Consider the following 16446-nt stretch of genomic DNA (forward strand, 5'->3'; position numbering starts at 1 on the left):
TTATCCTTATAATTAGTATAAATAAATGGTCTCATACAAAAACATTTAATTTATATCGTTAATTTATAGGTGAATCGCTTTACTATAATTAGATTAGCACCTTAGTTATCAACTGTATGTTAGTACTTATAGAATTTACTTCTTGTCATTGTTTTAGTGGAATGCAAGCATTCCACGAACTGGTCATTGTAGCAAAATCGGCTTCCTTGCCATCGTTTGTAGCAACAAAAAGATGGGTCATTTTATCGCCGTCAAACAAGATAAACGGGCGGTCCATATTGCCCATAGTGCGGATTTTACCATCAGACCATAAAATATCACGGCCAAAAGCAGGATGATTTTCTATTGTCCAGTTTAGACCATCCGTAGATGAGGCATATACAGTGCTGCCAATATTTCCGGTATAGGTTCCTTTCCAATCTTTTGCTATCATACCGTAACCGTTAGATGTTTTCCAAATAAAAGGATCTTCCAATACACCCTCATTAATATCAAATAAAGCCTTATCCGTTAGGCGTTTGTATGGCCCGCTATAATGTGGCGCCCATGCCACACCAAGAGCCATAGGGCCATAAATGTCATCGCATTCATAGGGAGGCTTCAAATATGAGCGTGTTTTATATATTAAAAGGCAACTCCCATCTTCATTGATGCATGGAGCAGGATTAGATGTAAAGAAATTATCAAAACATCCTGATCTTACGTTCAAAAGCGGTTGGTCACTGCGTTTCCACGGGCCAAACACACTTTTGGAAGTAGTAGCACCAATGCGCTTATTGCTTCGGGCAGCTTGCCATTGATAACTTTCATGTTTTAAATTTCTACCACGGGGGGTTGCCCCGAAGGGGTGGGTTGTACCCATATAGAACAATACATATTCATCTTTGTATTTGCAAATAACGGGATTATGCACACTACATCCATCCCAATACTCAGGGCCTCGGAAACCGAGCACAACCTCAGCAAACTTATATGGACCTTCCGGAGTTTTGGACACGGCGCGCACAATTTCGCTTTCCATGCCCCACCCTGGATGAAAAGGCAAGTCCTTAGGCCAGCGGGATGCGAACATGTGGTAATTACCGTCTTCACCCTTAATCACACTGCCGCACCACACCCAATAGCCTTCCATAAAAAATCCTCCGCCAACTGGTGCTAGCATAAAATGATTTTCAAAATCCTTTGAATTTCTATTCATAGTATAAACCTCCTACAGGTTTACTACAGTTTCTATATTAAGTATTTAGCCTTTAAGGCCGCTTGTGGCAATACCTTGTATGAAGAACCTCTGAAAAGCCACGTAAATTACAAACACCGGTATAAGTGCAATAACACTTGCTGCCATAATCAAGTTGTATTCTGCAGAATATTGGCTAATAAACATACGGATACCAAGCTGGATCGTTTTGACGCTTGTAGAGTTAAAATATATCATAGGACCCATAAAATCATTCCATACACCTACAAAGCTGAATATTGTAAGTGTTGCAAGGGCCGGTTTTGATAAAGGCAGAACGATACGTGCATAAATCCCATATTCTGAAAGTCCGTCAATACGCGCAGCTTCCAAAAGTTCATCCGGAATACTCATATAAAATTGACGTAGTAAAAAAACACCAAACGCTGTAAAGCTTTGTAAAAGAATTATAGACAAGTGCGTGTCTACAAGATGCATCTTATTCATAATTATATACTGGGGCAGCATATATACCTGCCATGGAATTGCAATGGTAATTATATAGCAGGTAAATAAAGTATTTCTACCTCTGAATTGGCATTTTGAAAAACCGTAAGCAGCAAAACTTGAAGTTATAAGTTGTATAAACGTAATTATAATCGTAAGTTTTATGCTGTTAAAAGTAAATAGAGCAAGAGGTATTTTTTGCCATATCTTCACATAATTGCTCCACTGTGCGTTATCAGGTATCCACTTTATAGGAACACTAAATACCTGGGTTTCTAATTTCAATGATGCCGACAACATCCATACAAGCGGCAAAAGAGTTATAAATGCGATTAATATGAGAAAAATGTATATAACAATTTTCCATACACGGTTTTGTTTTTCAATCATTACACTTTCCTCCCTACTTAAAATTAAGCTTCTTTTCCACTCTAAACTGCACAAGTGTAATGCAGCCAACTATAAGGAATAAAATTATTGATGCAGCGCTTGCTGTACCATAGTTCCAGGATACGAACGACTGGTCATATATATAATTAGCCAGCATTTTCGTTGCCGTACCAGGTCCGCCGTCTGTAAGAACGAATATAAGATCAAATACTTTAAAGCTGTTTATTGTAAGCATCATAAATACAAAGAAATGAGCCGGAGTGAGCATCGGGAATGTAATACTCCAAAACTGTCTCCATTTTGATGCGCCGTCCATATCGCCAGCTTCATATAATTCGTACGGAATATCCTGCAATGCAGCTAAATATATAATCATAAAGTAGCCTACATTTTTCCATACACTTACAATAATAACAGCCGGTAAAGCCCATGTTACACTGGCAAACCATCCTGGAGGGTTTTGAACCCCTATTAGGTGCAGAAAAGCATTTATAGGACCTGATTCTTTCATAAACATTGCGTTCCATACCGCACCTACTGCCACTATCGAAGCAACGTAAGGAAAAAATACAGCACTACGGAAGAAGTTAACACCGCGTATTTTTTTATTTAGTAATACCGCTAAACCAAGTGCACCAGCCATACTAAGCAAAACTGAAAAAACCGTGTAAATGCCAGTATGTCTCAGCGCCTCCCAGAATATACGGTCTTTAAAAATTGCAGTAAAGTTTAAAAAACCTGTAAACTGAATGGCATTAAATCCGTCCCATTTGGCAAAACTAAGTACAAATGAAAATACCACAGGGATCATAATGAACAAACAAAAGCCAATAAAATTTGGCAAAATAAACGACATGCCAATGAGTGTATTCCTAGTATTAAGCGACAAACCTTTTTTGGTAGATTTGGCCGTTTGCATGTAAGTACCTCCTTTGAGTAACAACTTATGCTTTTTATAAAATTCGGACAAACTTAGCAAGCTAAGTCTGCCCGAAACTAGATAGGGCTATTTTATTATTTTCCCTGCAATTGCTTGCCGCGAGTTCCCATTTCTCCAAGAACATCATCAACTTTCTTTTGTCCAAGCATTATAAGTGAATGTTCTTCGTCAAGCATTTTGTTAACTTCAGCTACATGGTCTGCTATTGGACGGTCTGGGGTGATCTTTTTAACAGCAAGGGCGTCACCTAGACCTTGAGGCATACCACTCATATTAACGATAGATTTAAGCGTATCTGCATTAGCGCGGCCAGGAATAGCGCCGGCATCAGCATAGATCTTTGCGCCTTCATCGCTTGTAGCGAATTTTACAAATTCCCACGCAGCAGCCTGCTTTTTAGATGCTTTATTTATAGAAAGAGGAGTTGCAGCACCAACTGTATAGCCGGCAGGTACGTCCTTACCATGAGGTAGTGTTGCTACGCCCCAGTTTACTTTACTTTCACCGCTTTTTATTTTTGAAGCGATAGTTGTCATAAACCAGGTGCCCATAGGCAACATGCCCACTTTTCCTGTAAGGAAAGGACTTGAGTAATGAATCTGTCCTGTTTTAAGTGTTCCATAATCCATGATTGACTTGTCAGTATTTTGCATACGTAAAGCCATTTCATAATACGGCTTAAAAAAGCTGTAATCGGTGTCAAGAATAGTGTGTTTGCCATCCTGTACGCCCCAGTTTTGTACACAGGCATTCCAGGTGTGAAGCAATGCACCATACTTTTTATCAGCTCCTTGACCAGAAGTAATTTTCTTAGCAGTAGCTTCAAAATCATCCCATGTCATATCGTTTGTTGGATAAGGAACTTTTGCGGCATCAAAAATATCTTTATTGTAATACAATACATAGTAATCGGTACGTGCAGGCAAACCTACTATCTCTCCTTTTGGCATTTTAAAGTTTTCTGCAAGGCCGTTATATGCTTTAAGATCAACTTTATCCTTTGTAATGTATGGAGTTAAATCGGCAAGCTGTCCTTTGTCATAAAGTCCTTTGGTTGTATCCGCATCTTTTATCCAGAATGCGTCAAGATCGCTTCCGCCATTAAGCATGATATTAAGTTTCTGGGTATAATCGGCGCTTTGAATATCCATAAGATCAACCTTAATATTTGGATGAGCTTTCGTAAATGCATCGACTACATTTTTAACTGATGGATTTGCACTTAAGTCCCATGTGGAAACTTTGATGGTTACGTTTTCAGAAGATGCAGATGAATTACCTGCTCCTTGAGTGGATGATGAAGTTTTGCCACAGGCAACAACTGTTGATGCCATCATCACAGAAAGCGTTAATGCTATTAGTTTTTTCATAAGTCAATTTCCCCCTTTAAATTTAAGAGAAGAACTTGTTTCCTCCCTTATTATGATTTAATTCTATAATATCGATGATTTTAAGAAAATGTAAAATCTCAATTTTATGTAATACTTTTCAACTATATCTTAGCCATGAAATAATACTATTTTAATAAATATTACTTTTTAAATCAGTCTTATAGGATGCATTGATAAAAGTGAGCTTTTATCATATAATTTTTATATGTATTTTATTATATAAATAACTAATAACTATAGAGGTTAATTATGAATTTGCACAGCACTAAATTTAAAATTATTGCTAATACTATTTTGTGTGTCCTACTAGTCGGTGTTATCAGCAATTGGCTGCTGTACAACTATTTTAACAATATAATTATTGAAAAAGCAAAAAAAATGGACCAGCTTAACCTGGACACTGTTAATAATCAAATACGTCAGCACATTTCGGATGTGTTTAATCTTGGCATGCTGTGTGCAAACGATGACAGCATTTCATATGCCTCTAAATATACAAGCATTGAAACAATACCATCAAAGGAAGCCGCACTGCGGGCTCAGGAAAAGCTTACATTATATTTACGGTCCAGCGCAGCGGAACGCTATGCCGCCAAAATTGCGGTTTTTAATAACAGCGGACTATTGCTGCAGTCAAGCACCCATTATTCTGGCACATTGTCGGATTTCAATTTAATCACTACTTCCTCTGCATTTATAAGTTTTACAAATGCTTCAAACAATCAGCCATTTATCATATGCTTGTCACAGTCTATTGTGCACCCAAATCAGCAGGCTCTTGTCTTCATTTCCAATGTCAGTGGTCCGGGCGCAAAAAAGAACAATGCCTATATTTATGCTGAATTTGATATAGAAATTTTAAAAGATGTGCTCGAACCGTTCAGTGATTTGCAAAATATATTTATATCATCAGCAAGCGGTAAAAATATATTAACCTTCGGCAATCATCCTATCCCTTTTGACGCAGACCTTTCAAAAGTGAAGAATGGTGATCATATACTTTATAATGGACAAAATTACTTAATAAATTTGGTCCCCTTTGAAGATGCAGATTTGGTTTTATGTACTTATTCGAACATCACAGCATTATCCCGCACAGACGGAAATATGCTATATACTGTTATAGTTGTGGTTATCACATGCATTTTGATTTCTATAGCTATTGCCATAATTCTATCAAACTATATCACAAGACCTATTAATCGCTTGATTTTCCGCATTCGCCGTATTTCAAACAATGACTTTTCATATGACCCATCAATCGAGCAGTCGCAGGATGAGATAGGGCAAATAGGCAGGGTGGTAAACAAAATGGCAATGAACATAGATCAGCTTATCAGCGAAACCAAAAGCATGTATGAGAAGCAGAAAAACATTGAAATATCGCTTCTGCAAAGCCAGGTTAACCCTCACTTTTTATACAACACTCTTGATTCACTGTACTGGATGGCCATCATACAAAAAAATACCGGTGTCGCAAATATGACCCGAAGTCTTGTTAATCTTTTGAGAAATATTGCTAAGGGTACCCAGGATAAAATAACATTAGGCGAAGAAATACAGCTTCTTGAAGACTATATTGCAATTCAGTCTGTCAGATATGTTGAAGTCTTTGAATTTTTAAATGAAGTTCCTGAAGCTTTGCTTGAAAATAAAATTATAAAGCTCACACTGCAGCCATTGGTAGAAAATGCTATTTTTCACGGCATTGAACCTACCGGAAAGTACGGTATAATTAAGTTGAAGGCCAGGGAGGAAGATGGTGATGTCCTCATAACAGTTGAAGACAATGGATCCGGCATGACTCAGGAGCAATGCGACTCATTGCTGACAGATACATCTTCGAAGAATAATAGCTCCCTTAACGGCATAGGTGTGTCTAATGTCCATACTCGTTTGCAGCTCACCTATGGTAATGGCTACGGCCTTTCAGTAGTAAGTGAAAAAGATAAATATACATGCGTAACGGTGCGTATACCTAAAGAGGTGTAAATATGTATCAAATACTTATGGTTGATGATGAATCTATTATTTTGTCAGGAATCAAATTTTTAATTGACTGGGAGGAAAACAACTGCGTTATAGCGGGTACTGCGAGGAACGGCCAGGAAGCTCTGGAAAAAATAAACTCGCTTTCTCCCGATATTGTATTTTGCGATATTAAAATGCCTGTTATTAACGGTATAGAGCTGTTGAAGCAGGTTTCTAAGCAAAGGCCGGATATTGTTTTTGTCATGCTCACAAATCTTGAAGATTTTGAACTTGCAAGGGATGCCTTGCGCCTTCATGCAATCGATTACCTCTTAAAAAGTCAATTAGAGCCCGAAACTCTAAAAAATACTCTTATAAATGCATGTAATGAGTGTGACAAACGCACAAAGCTAGCGCAGGTTGACATGGTTGAAAGCTTTTTGAAAACCAACCGAAGCCAATTGCTTAAAGACACATTTATGCGTATACTTCAAGCATCACAAAGTGATAATGCGTCTTCCGACATTGCACAAATACTTGAGGATAATGGAGTACGAAATGGGTTTGGTGCGATTCAAATTCCATTTGATTTTTCTGCCGTATCCCAATATGAAACATTCTCTGATGATGAACGGTCAAGGTTATTTGCATGGCAAACTGAAGTCGCTCAGAAGGTTGTAAAAAACTTTTTCGAACACAGCATAATAATTTCTCCCAACAAGTCCTGTACAAGTCTTCTGGTTTTCTGCTGGGATATGCGGTTAGACGAATGGACGGAGAAATTGCCAATTTTCACAACCCGCTTAATGAGTGCAAGTACGAATATCACACAGGTTAAACCTATTGTACTCGCAACAGATTATTTTTCCAGCGTTTCAAAGTGGCCCGAATGTCAAAGCCAGCTTTTTAAGCTAATGGACCATTATTATTTAACCGATTGCCCTGAAGCAAATGCATCAGATATCCCGAATACAGAATACCGTAATCTTGGTTTATCCGGCATTGCAGGGCGTCTTGCTGCAGAGATACGTACAAAAAATATCCCAGGCTGCAGCTATATATTGCAGAAAGCGATGAATAATGTGCGCAAATTTCCGCATCAGCAAAGCCAGGCTATATGGCTTTGCAATGATTTATACAACGCTGCCTCAGATGCAATTAAGACTATTGCATCATATACAGAAATAAACTCTCCGTTTTTTTACTCTTCATACAGTCATCGGGCAATTGACCATTTGACAACGCGGTCTCAGGTATTGCTATGGCTTGAGGTTTTACAAAACAATATCACAGCTATTTTAGAACAATTTTCAAGCGGCAAGTCGGAACTGATTGAAAAAGCACGGCAATATGTACGGGATAATGTTGACAAGCGTATTATGCTACAGGACGTTGCTGATTATATTTGTATATCACCCGGATACCTTTCTGCATTGTTCAAAAAGCAATACAATCAGAATTTTGTTGAATATGTAAGTTCAACTAAAATAGAACGTGCTTGTCAGCTAATTAAGGAAGATAAACTCATGATTTATGAAATATCAAACACGCTTGGCTTTGAAAATGCTTATTATTTTACAAAAGTATTTAAACGCCAAAAAGGCATGACCCCAACAGAATATCAACACAAGATGAAAGGTGGCTTCACAGACAATGTGGAATAAACAGCAAATACTCGCGGCACTTAAAACTCAAAGTCAGCCGCTGCTTCAAACAGAGCTTTTAGAGTTTAGTAAAAAAAGCCATAGCCAGTTTACACTTAAGCAACTGTCAGCAGTAGAAAAACAGGCAAAAATTTATTTATCCCTGCCAATACCTGAACTTACCTATTCAAAATTCCGCTTATACTGGGATACCGGAGACCGGGAGTCGTATGAATCTTTGTATTTTGAGAGGCGTGGACGGCTATTTGTATTTTCTGCTTTAACATGGCTTAACCCGCAAAATGAGGAATACAAAAACGCTCTTAATGAAATAATATGGGCGATTTGCTCAGAACCCTTCTGGGCTATGCCTGCACATTTTTTAGGAGCAGATGACAAGGCTTTGCCGTTTGAGGAATATCCTACACAGCTGGATCTATTTGCATGTGAAACGGCATTTGCATTAGCTGAGACACTTGAACTTAATGGGCAGCTTTTACCTGAAATGGTGATTAAACTGGTAAAGCTTCAAATAGAGAACCGTATTTTAAATCCATTTTTACAAACCGATCATAAATATCGCTTTGAAAATATGAAAAACAACTGGAGCAGTGTTTGCGCCAGCGCCATCGGCGGAACCGCACTGTATCTTGTTGATGATACTGATACTCTTGCAGAGCTTTTGCATCGATGCTTTTTATGTGAAGAAGTGTATCTTTCATCCTTTGGAAATGATGGAATCTGCACCGAAGGAGTTGATTACTGGACCTACGGATTTGGATTTTTCGTATGCTTTGCAGACCTTCTTAATAAACGCACCAACGGATCACTCAATTATTTTAAGGAGCATAAGGTTCAGTCCATTGCGCGCTCTCAACAGCTTTTTTATATAAGCGGCAAATCCACCATCAGTTTTTCTGATGGCAGCGAGGACAGCCATTACCGTATTGGCTTATCCTTTTATTTGCAAAAGCACATTGATGATGTCATATTGCCTCCGCAGAATTTTGCTGCTCCTATACTTGAGGATAAATGCTATCGCTTCTGCCTTGCTTTGCGCGATCTTTTATGGGAAGGCCAGCCGCTTACAACCTTAAACGAAAATTTTTCGGCATGGCTTAGCAATGCCCAGTGGTTTTTATCCAAAAAAAGCTCGATTACACTGGCAGCTAAAGCCGGCAATAATGGAGAAAGCCACAATCATAATGACTGCGGGTCCTTTATACTTTATAAAAATGGTGTCCAAGTTCTATGTGACCTTGGTGCCGGACTATACGACGCTGAGTATTTCAGCCCAAGGCGGTATGATATCTTTGTAAACCGCTCTTTCAGCCACAATATACCATTAATCGAAGGCGGTGAACAGCAGCCCGGATCAGAACATAACGCCGAAGTTTTGCTCAGAGAGTTTGGAGACACTAAAAATGTGTTTTCCTGCGAGCTTAAAAGCTGTTACGAAAATGAAAATCTTATAAGCTTCAAGCGTACACTAATCCATGAAATAAATACTGATAAGGTTGTTGTAAATGATATATTTTCATTCAACCGACCTGGTAATATTACAGAAGTTTTCTGCTCCCGGGAGCCTATTGCCTTACAGGACGATTGTGCTATCATAAAGCGCGGCGATGAGAAGGTTGTTTTGAATTATGACAGCAGCCTATTTCATGCAAATGTCATACAGCAGGAATATATTGATCATTATGCCCAAAAGCAGTCGGCATGGCTTCTGCGCCTTGAAACTCGCAGCCCTCAAGCAAACAATTGCTGCTCGATTGAAATTGAATAGGTATGTTAAATGGTGGGCATAAAGATAATGGTATTTTATTTAAGATTTAATCTACATTATCAATTGTACTTACCCTTGCTGTTGCGTTAGGATTAGCGGTACTGCTAAAAGTCAATAGAAATGTTTTCACACTAGTGATTAGAATTATAACTTTTATAGTGATTTTTACATTCATTTTTCTCTCATTCTTGTCTGTATAGATCTAATTATTTTACTTATCCATACAATTTCCAAAAGCATCCTTTCCTGCTGCATATTTATTACTATCAAAGCATGAAAGGAGGAATGACCATGGAAGAACTATTAGCAGCAATAGCCAACACTGGCTTTCCCATAGCTGTTGCTGATTATCTCCTGATAAGAATAGAAAGCAAAATGGACAGTTTATCCTCATCGCTAAACCATCTGTAAACTATACTTTCTATCAAATTAGGTGGTAATGATGAGCCTAAATCCTCATAAACGAAAATCTCTCCTATAACAGATCAAAATTGTTATAGGAGAGATTTTTATACAGTTACAATAATGGTCCAGGTCTACTTTTACCATGGTTCTGTATGACTCTCTTTATTGCACCACAAATGCACTGAAATCGAGAGTAATCCATATAAATAACGGTATCGCAATATTTTAACCGAAGTGGAATCGTTCGACTGATGTTTCCGTCCATAATCCATTTTGGATTTGTAAGCTCCTGCATTAACAGCCCATCAAACTCATACTTGGAAGCAGTTTGGCAATTATCTCTCCAATATAATATATCAAGATAAATCAAAGGCAGTTTCAACTTGTCACATAACATTTTTGAAAAGGTCGTTTTTCCACAACCATTTCCCCCTATTATCATAGTACGCTCCAATAGATACACACCTCGCAAAATATAAATAATTTTTACTTCAAATTTTTATTTATCTTATTCATTCTTAATTTGGGTTTATTAATTGCTTTATAACATAATGATAAATCATATCCACTATTTCATTTAAACTTAATTCTTTATACAGGCATACCTCAGGAATAATATCTAATAAATCTTTTTCATTCCACCATCTTTTCATTTCTATTTCTCCAAATTCATGAGCATTAGGCTTTTGTTTATGACGAATTAGGGTTTCTTCAAAAGATATATCAAAGTAATATGCAAAAATTTGATTGTTAAATTCATCATATAAATTTTTAAATAGTTTTTTATACCACTTTGAATTTAAAATTCCTTCTAAAATTATAATATTGCAATGTTTTTCCCGTATAGTGCAAGTTCATTTAATAATTGACTGGCTTCTGTATCATGTCCATCTTTCACAAATAGCATTTCTCTTCTAACAACTTCTTGTGAAATTAGCATTGTACCATGTCCAAATTTTCTTTGTAAAGCCTTTCCTGTATTAGTCTTACCACTTCCAGAATTACCTCTTAGTATTATTAACTTCGCCACTCCATCCATATAATACCTCACCCTTATGAATTGACTAAATTACTATTTATCTGTATATTATACAAATAATATTTACCTTACCTTTTACAATTGCGAACTAATTTAATTGTACACGAATTGGATAATTTTTTATATTAATAAAGTGTTCTGTTTACAACATCATTCTTTAACATAGTCTAATAAAAATAGTCCAAATTGACCATTTTATTTAGCCACTTTAAGTTGTGTTTATTAATGTGTCGCTTTATTTGGGTTGTGTTATTTGGCATAAAAAAAGACCTCCCGAAATTCGGAAAGCCTTGTTCTATTTATATTTGGTGCACCCAACAGGAGTCGAACCTGCGACCGTTGGATTCGAAGTCCACCACTCTATCCAGCTGAGCTATGGGTGCACATAAATTATTAGCCCAAAATCAAATGATTTTGGGCTTAAACTATGGAGCGGGTGATGGGAATCGAACCCACACGACCAGCTTGGAAGGCTGGGATTCTACCATTGAACTACACCCGCATATTTGGAGCGGAAGACGGGATTCGAACCCGCAACCTTCACCTTGGCAAGGTGACACTCTACCATTGAGTCACTTCCGCAGATTGGTGCAGATGACAGGAGTTGAACCTGCACGCCGAAGGCGCTAGATCCTAAGTCTAGTGCGTCTGCCAATTCCGCCACATCTGCAAATCTTATTATAATTTTGGTGGCTCACCGGGGAATCGAACCCCGGACACCATGATTAAAAGTCATGTGCTCTACCAACTGAGCTAGTGAACCACTGTTGGCTGGGATGGCAGGATTCGAACCTACGAATACCAGAGTCAAAGTCTGGTGCCTTACCGCTTGGCAACATCCCAATATTTAAAATGGGGTGGACGATGGGACTCGAACCCACAACAGCCGGAACCACAATCCGGTGCTCTGCCAATTGAACTACGTCCACCATATGGTGCGACTTAAGGGATTCGAACCCCTGGCCTACTGCTTAGAAGGCAGTTGCTCTATCCAACTGAGCTAAAGTCGCATATTGGAGCGGGTGATGGGAATCGAACCCACACGACCAGCTTGGAAGGCTGGGATTCTACCATTGAACTACACCCGCAGAGGAAATAAAAAAAGTTAATTTAATAACTTTTAAATGGTCGGGGTGACAGGGATTGAACCTGCGACCTCATGCTCCCAAAGCACGCGCGCTCCCATCTGCGCCACACCCCGATATATGGTGCACCATCAGGGATTCGAACCCGGGACCCACTGATTAAGAGTCAGTTGCTCTACCAACTGAGCTAATGGTGCATATTAAATTAAATTGGTGCGACTTAAGGGATTCGAACCCCTGGCCCATTGCTTAGAAGGCAATTGCTCTATCCAACTGAGCTAAAGCCGCACATTTGGAGCGGGTGATGGGAATCGAACCCACACGACCAGCTTGGAAGGCTGGGATTCTACCATTGAACTACACCCGCATATTTGGAGCGGAAGACGGGATTCGAACCCGCAACCTTCACCTTGGCAAGGTGACACTCTACCATTGAGTCACTTCCGCAGATTGGTGCAGATGACAGGAGTTGAACCTGCACGCCGAAGGCGCTAGATCCTAAGTCTAGTGCGTCTGCCAATTCCGCCACATCTGCAAATCTTATTATAATTTTGGTGGCTCACCGGGGAATCGAACCCCGGACACCATGATTAAAAGTCATGTGCTCTACCAACTGAGCTAGTGAACCACTGTTGGCTGGGATGGCAGGATTCGAACCTACGAATACCAGAGTCAAAGTCTGGTGCCTTACCGCTTGGCAACATCCCAATATTTAAAATGGGGTGGACGATGGGACTCGAACCCACAACAGCCGGAACCACAATCCGGTGCTCTGCCAATTGAACTACGTCCACCATATGGTGCACCATCAGGGATTCGAACCCAGGGCCCACTGATTAAGAGTCAGTTGCTCTACCAACTGAGCTAATGGTGCATATTAATATTAAATTGGTGCGACTTAAGGGATTCGAACCCCTGGCCCATTGCTTAGAAGGCAATTGCTCTATCCAACTGAGCTAAAGCCGCACATTTGGAGCGGGTGATGGGAATCGAACCCACACGACCAGCTTGGAAGGCTGGAATTCTACCATTGAACTACACCCGCATATTGATGGTCGGGGTGACAGGGATTGAACCTGCGACCTCATGCTCCCAAAGCACGCGCGCTCCCATCTGCGCCACACCCCGATGTTGTGGAAGTTCTTCTCGAACTCCCGACGACATAGATTATTCTACACGATATATTTTAATTCGTCAATACCTAAATTTTATTTTTTTTTATTCAATCCCTTTAAGCATAACTTGAATCTTATTATTTTTGATTTCAAGCACAGCTATACTCTTAAATGAATCTCTTGGCAGCGCAGCACTGCCGGGGTTAATAAACCATATTCCATCTTCATATAACTCCAAAGATTGATGCGTGTGTCCAAATAGTACAACATCTGCACCAACTTCTTTTGCTCTGTATTTTAATCTTAAAAGATCATATTTTACATTATACTTGTCTCCATGAGTCATAAAGATTTTTTTGCCTTCTATTTCTTCAAGTCTTTCCCTAGGGACAAAACTTGTAAAGTCACAATTGCCTCTCACATTTATAATATTTCCTTTGAACTTTTCTTTTAAAACCTCTACATCTTCTACATTATCCCCTAAATGAATAACCATATCCATTCCTTGAATTATACTCGCAGCTTTATTTATACTATATGAGTGTCTATGTGTGTCACTAATTACAGCTATCTGCATTAACTATTTCTCCTTTTGCTGCACTAACTTTCTTAATTCATATTTTAGTTTTTCCAATGCTCTAGCTCTATGGCTGATTTTATTTTTCTCTTCGCTGCTTAATTCTCCAAAGGTCTTATTATATTCAGGAACCAAAAATAAAGGATCATACCCAAATCCTCCGTTACCTGTTTCATTTTCTCTTATATAGCCTTCTATTTCTCCCTGAACCTTTATAGTACTGTCCTTATCCATTATAAGTACTATAGCACTTACAAATTTAGCTTTTCTATCTTCAAGCTTCTTTCCTTCAAGCATATGCAAAAGCTTCTCATTGTTTTTCTTGTCATTTCCATGCTCTCCGGCAAATCTTGCTGAATAAACTCCTGGTGCCCCTCCTAAGGCTTCTACCATAAGCCCTGAATCATCCGAAAGTACCATTGCATCTTTTGCTATTTTAAAAATCTCGTAGGCCTTTTTATGGGCATTTTCCATAAATGTAATTCCGTCTTCCTCTACATCAATGTCTATTCCTGCTTCTTTAAGCGAAACTACTTCAAAAGGAAATTCTGAAAGTATAGCCTTAATTTCATCTATCTTATGTAAATTATTGCTTGCTATTATTAGTTTCTTCATTTTCCAGCTCCCGTTCCTATCCATAAACAATCAGTTTTAAGTGCATCCTTTTGTATTTGAATCATATGCTTTGTTCCTTTTTCTCCAAGCACCAAAAGTTCATCAAGATCTTTTCTTGAAAATGGACTTTCTTCTCCAGTTCCCTGAACCTCAATATACTCGCCTTCATCAGTCATAACTATATTCATATCTACCTTTGCTGTTGAATCTTCTAAATAGCATAAGTCTAATACTTTAGTATCTTTTATAATTCCCACACTTACTGCACTTACAAAACTTCGTACAGGGTAGACTTCAAAAGGAGTATGCCTATGAAGCTTATTAACTGCATCTACAAGCGCAACAAAAGCACCAGTAATAGAGGAAGTCCTTGTTCCTCCATCCGCTTGTATTACATCGCAGTCAATCCATATAGTCTTTTCGCCAATAGCTTTTAAATCAACGGCAGAACGCAAAGCTCTTCCTATAAGTCTTTGTATCTCCATCGTTCTTCCATCAATTTTAAGCCTTGATATATCTCTAGGTTTTCTTACTTGAGTGGCCCTTGGCAGCATATTGTACTCACAGGTAATCCATCCTTCTCCACTGCCTTTTAAAAATGGAGGCACCTTATCTTCAATTGATGCAGTACATATAACCTTTGTATCACCGACTTCTATTAGTACAGATCCCTCTGCATGTTTTATATAATGCCTTGTTATTTTTACAGGCCTTAATTGATCATTTTTTCTTCCATCTATTCTGCCCACTTTATTTAACCTCCTGCATTTATAGCTTCCTTTATTTTGTTATACATAATATAATATCACAATTTATTAATTTTTTCCTCTATAGTAAATAATTCATCTCTCTCAGGCGGTTCTACTTCGTATTCTATATTACTTTTAATTAAAACGCCTTTACTTTTAGTAATATTGCCTATTACAGAGGCATTAATACCTTTTTGCTGTAAAAGTTTAACAAGTTCTTCTCCATTCCTAGTTGTTATAAGCATACTTCCTGAGGATATAAATCTTAGTGGATCTAAATTTAGTTTGCTGCAGACTTTTCTTGTAACAATTGTGATTGGCATTTTATCCTCATATACCTTAAAGCCGACTTTACTTGCCTCTGCCATTTCCCAAAGTGCCCCAAGCACTCCCCCTTCAGTAATGTCATGCATAGAGTTGACTCCAAACTCCCCTGCTAAGCTTCCTTCTAAAGCTACACTTATACTGTCTACATATTCTTTAGCTTCTGTTACTTCTGTCTCTGATAAAACTTCTTTTATTTGCTCATAATAATCGTTAACGGCTATAGAAGTTCCCTCCATTGCAAGACTTTTAGTTACTACAATATCGTCTCCTTCTTTTGCTCCGGAAGTTGCAACAGCACTGCCTTTTTTACCCTTTCCTATAGCTGTACAGGAAACTATAAGCTTGTTAACAGCTTTTGTTATTTCAGTATGTCCTCCCAGTATTTCCACATTAAGTTTTTTAGTCTCTTCATCTATTTCCTTCATAACATTCTTAAGTTCTTCCATAGTTGTATGCTCCGGCGCTAATATTGTTACTAAAATTCCTACCGGCTCGACTCCACAGGAAGCAATATCATTACAATTTATATGTACAGCAAGCCTGCCAATATTACTTTCAGCTCCTGTTATAGGGTCTGTCGATACGACACATTCATACTCCCCATATTCTATAACGCTGCAGTCTTCACCTACTCCGTTTTTTACCCTCACATCATCTCTATTTACACTTTTATTTTCTTTTATAAGTTCATTTAAATCATCCCAGTTAAGTTTTCCAACCTTCATT

At 38.4% G+C, this 16446-nt stretch carries 14 protein-coding genes and 22 tRNA genes; 4 read left to right on the top strand and 32 right to left on the bottom strand.

From position 1 onward, the window contains the following. Window positions 1–145: 145 nt before the first annotated feature. From JK636_RS15445 to JK636_RS15460, 4 genes are all read right to left on the bottom strand, one after another. Window positions 146–1198 carry a glycoside hydrolase family protein gene (locus JK636_RS15445; protein ID WP_243428247.1) on the bottom strand — a complete coding sequence of 351 codons (1053 nt, stop codon included), beginning with the start codon at window positions 1196–1198 and terminating at the stop codon, window positions 146–148. Window positions 1199–1243: 45 nt separating this feature from the next. Further along, window positions 1244–2074 carry a carbohydrate ABC transporter permease gene (locus JK636_RS15450; RefSeq protein WP_202749911.1) on the bottom strand — a complete coding sequence of 277 codons (831 nt, stop codon included), beginning with the start codon at window positions 2072–2074 and terminating at the stop codon, window positions 1244–1246. Between the two features lie 13 nt (window positions 2075–2087). Beyond that, window positions 2088–2930 carry a carbohydrate ABC transporter permease gene (locus tag JK636_RS15455; RefSeq protein WP_243428248.1) on the bottom strand — a complete coding sequence of 281 codons (843 nt, stop codon included), beginning with the start codon at window positions 2928–2930 and terminating at the stop codon, window positions 2088–2090. 158 nt (window positions 2931–3088) lie between these two features. Continuing rightward, a complete protein-coding gene (locus JK636_RS15460) occupies window positions 3089–4384 on the bottom strand; it encodes an ABC transporter substrate-binding protein (protein WP_202749913.1) in 1296 nt (431 codons plus the stop codon). A 270-nt stretch (window positions 4385–4654) separates the two neighbouring features. Here JK636_RS15460 and JK636_RS15465 point away from each other — a divergent pair, with 270 nt between their 5' ends. The 4 genes from JK636_RS15465 (at window position 4655) to JK636_RS15480 (ending at window position 10219) form a co-directional block, all read left to right on the top strand. Then, entirely contained in the window at window positions 4655–6397 is a 1743-nt protein-coding gene (locus JK636_RS15465) for a sensor histidine kinase (protein ID WP_202749914.1), read from the top strand. Between the two features lie 2 nt (window positions 6398–6399). After that, the gene (locus tag JK636_RS15470) at window positions 6400–8040 is read left to right on the top strand and encodes a response regulator transcription factor (RefSeq protein WP_202749915.1); all 1641 of its coding nucleotides are present in this window, start codon (window positions 6400–6402) and stop codon (window positions 8038–8040) included. Next, window positions 8030–9808 (top strand): heparinase II/III domain-containing protein, encoded by a 1779-nt coding sequence (locus JK636_RS15475; protein ID WP_202749916.1) that lies wholly within the window; start codon window positions 8030–8032, stop codon window positions 9806–9808. Before JK636_RS15470 ends, JK636_RS15475 begins: the two co-directional genes overlap by 11 nt. 291 nt (window positions 9809–10099) lie before the next feature. Beyond that, window positions 10100–10219, top strand: coding sequence for a YvrJ family protein (locus tag JK636_RS15480; protein WP_338025790.1), 120 nt, complete (start codon window positions 10100–10102; stop codon window positions 10217–10219). Between the two features lie 512 nt (window positions 10220–10731). Here the strand turns inward: JK636_RS15480 and JK636_RS23895 are convergent. The 28 genes from JK636_RS23895 to JK636_RS15615 all read right to left on the bottom strand — a co-directional run bounded on the left by JK636_RS23895 (window position 10732) and on the right by JK636_RS15615 (window position 16445). Further along, complete coding sequence (locus JK636_RS23895; RefSeq protein ID WP_274601616.1) at window positions 10732–10866, bottom strand: hypothetical protein; 135 nt, start codon at window positions 10864–10866, stop codon at window positions 10732–10734. Between the two features lie 164 nt (window positions 10867–11030). Next, window positions 11031–11252, bottom strand: a complete 222-nt coding sequence (locus tag JK636_RS23690) for a P-loop NTPase family protein (protein ID WP_243428249.1) — start codon at window positions 11250–11252, stop codon at window positions 11031–11033. A 306-nt stretch (window positions 11253–11558) separates the two neighbouring features. Then, window positions 11559–11635 (bottom strand) — tRNA-Arg (locus JK636_RS15490). A gap of 45 nt (window positions 11636–11680) precedes the next feature. Continuing rightward, window positions 11681–11754: transfer RNA gene (locus tag JK636_RS15495), tRNA-Gly, on the bottom strand. A 5-nt stretch (window positions 11755–11759) separates the two neighbouring features. Then, window positions 11760–11834: transfer RNA gene (locus tag JK636_RS15500), tRNA-Gly, on the bottom strand. A 4-nt stretch (window positions 11835–11838) separates the two neighbouring features. Beyond that, window positions 11839–11922 (bottom strand) — tRNA-Leu (locus tag JK636_RS15505). Window positions 11923–11939: 17 nt separating this feature from the next. After that, window positions 11940–12015 (bottom strand) — tRNA-Lys (locus tag JK636_RS15510). A 5-nt stretch (window positions 12016–12020) separates the two neighbouring features. Next, window positions 12021–12095, bottom strand: a tRNA-Gln gene (locus JK636_RS15515). Window positions 12096–12105: 10 nt separating this feature from the next. Beyond that, a tRNA-His gene (locus JK636_RS15520) sits at window positions 12106–12181 on the bottom strand. Window positions 12182–12185: 4 nt separating this feature from the next. Beyond that, window positions 12186–12262, bottom strand: a tRNA-Arg gene (locus JK636_RS15525). A gap of 4 nt (window positions 12263–12266) precedes the next feature. Further along, a tRNA-Gly gene (locus JK636_RS15530) sits at window positions 12267–12340 on the bottom strand. Between the two features lie 37 nt (window positions 12341–12377). Further along, window positions 12378–12453 (bottom strand) — tRNA-Pro (locus JK636_RS15535). Between the two features lie 5 nt (window positions 12454–12458). Further along, a tRNA-Lys gene (locus tag JK636_RS15540) sits at window positions 12459–12534 on the bottom strand. A 14-nt stretch (window positions 12535–12548) separates the two neighbouring features. Then, window positions 12549–12625, bottom strand: a tRNA-Arg gene (locus JK636_RS15545). Between the two features lie 5 nt (window positions 12626–12630). Continuing rightward, window positions 12631–12704 (bottom strand) — tRNA-Gly (locus JK636_RS15550). A gap of 5 nt (window positions 12705–12709) precedes the next feature. Next, window positions 12710–12784, bottom strand: a tRNA-Gly gene (locus JK636_RS15555). 4 nt (window positions 12785–12788) lie between these two features. Next, window positions 12789–12872 (bottom strand) — tRNA-Leu (locus JK636_RS15560). Between the two features lie 17 nt (window positions 12873–12889). After that, window positions 12890–12965: transfer RNA gene (locus JK636_RS15565), tRNA-Lys, on the bottom strand. A 5-nt stretch (window positions 12966–12970) separates the two neighbouring features. Then, a tRNA-Gln gene (locus JK636_RS15570) sits at window positions 12971–13045 on the bottom strand. A 10-nt stretch (window positions 13046–13055) separates the two neighbouring features. Beyond that, window positions 13056–13131, bottom strand: a tRNA-His gene (locus tag JK636_RS15575). A gap of 4 nt (window positions 13132–13135) precedes the next feature. Next, window positions 13136–13211, bottom strand: a tRNA-Lys gene (locus JK636_RS15580). Between the two features lie 15 nt (window positions 13212–13226). Beyond that, window positions 13227–13303 (bottom strand) — tRNA-Arg (locus JK636_RS15585). Between the two features lie 5 nt (window positions 13304–13308). Beyond that, window positions 13309–13382 (bottom strand) — tRNA-Gly (locus JK636_RS15590). 7 nt (window positions 13383–13389) lie between these two features. Further along, window positions 13390–13465 (bottom strand) — tRNA-Pro (locus JK636_RS15595). A 90-nt stretch (window positions 13466–13555) separates the two neighbouring features. Then, window positions 13556–14029, bottom strand: coding sequence for a metallophosphoesterase (locus JK636_RS15600; protein ID WP_202749918.1), 474 nt, complete (start codon window positions 14027–14029; stop codon window positions 13556–13558). Between the two features lie 3 nt (window positions 14030–14032). Continuing rightward, entirely contained in the window at window positions 14033–14644 is a 612-nt protein-coding gene (locus tag JK636_RS15605) for an XTP/dITP diphosphatase (protein WP_202749919.1), read from the bottom strand. Beyond that, on the bottom strand, window positions 14641–15393 hold the full coding sequence (gene rph / locus JK636_RS15610; RefSeq protein WP_202749920.1) for a ribonuclease PH: 753 nt from the start codon (window positions 15391–15393) through the stop codon (window positions 14641–14643). Before rph ends, JK636_RS15605 begins: the two co-directional genes overlap by 4 nt. A 56-nt stretch (window positions 15394–15449) precedes the next feature. Further along, the gene (locus tag JK636_RS15615; RefSeq protein WP_202749921.1) at window positions 15450–16445 is read right to left on the bottom strand and encodes an AIR synthase family protein; all 996 of its coding nucleotides are present in this window, start codon (window positions 16443–16445) and stop codon (window positions 15450–15452) included. Between the last annotated feature and the right edge of the window lies 1 nt (window position 16446).

It is taken from the genome of Clostridium rhizosphaerae, assembly GCF_016765585.1.
GTDB lineage: Bacteria > Bacillota > Clostridia > Clostridiales > Clostridiaceae > Clostridium_AT > Clostridium_AT rhizosphaerae.